1 protein-coding gene is annotated in these 653 nt (G+C 75.8%); it reads left to right on the top strand.

Going from position 1 to position 653, the window contains the following annotated elements; genetic code table 11:
- Positions 1–653: HAD family hydrolase (locus C1A33_RS26945; RefSeq protein ID WP_243407987.1), on the top strand; the 653-nt coding region annotated here is incomplete at both ends.

Here is a 653-nt window from a genome sequence, read left to right as displayed (position 1 = left end):
AGCGCCGTGATCGGGGGCATCTGATGCGGGCGGTGTACGCCCGCTACGCGGGGGTGGATCCGGCGGAGTTGGAGCGGCTGGTGGCGCAGGTGGCGGGCGATATTCTGCTGCGCCGGGTGCGGCCGGCGGGGATTCGCCGGGTGCGGGAGCATCGGGCGGCGGGGCATCGCACCGTGTTGTTGACGGGGGCGGTGGAGGCGTTGACGGCGCCGCTGGCGGCGCTGTTCGACGATGTGGTGGCGGCGCGCCTGGAGGTGGGCTCGGACGGGCTTCTCACCGGGCGGTTGGCGTCCTCGCCGCTGGTCGGGGATGCGCGGGCGGCGTTCGTGGAGCATCACGCCCGGGTGGTGGGGGCGGATCTGGCGGTGTCGTGGGCGTATGCGGACAGCCAGTCGGATCTGCCGTTGCTGCGGGCGGTGGGCAATCCGGTGGCGGTCAATCCGGATGTGGCGTTGCACCAGGTGGCGCGGGGGGCGGGCTGGCCGATCGAGGAGTGGTCGGTGGCGGCCGGCGAGTCGCGGCTGGTGGTGGGCAGCCGGGTGGAGCGGGGCTGGCAGGCGGCGGCGGCACGGGCGCGGGCGGCCTCCGCTGTGGTGGTGCCGTGGCCGCGTCCCACCGGGGTGGGCGCCGTGGCGGGTGAGGCGGTGTCGGCG

Source organism: Frankia canadensis, from assembly GCF_900197875.1.
Classification (GTDB): Bacteria; Actinomycetota; Actinomycetes; order Frankiales; family Frankiaceae; genus Frankia; species Frankia canadensis.
This window is presented reverse-complemented; position numbering and strand designations above follow the sequence as displayed.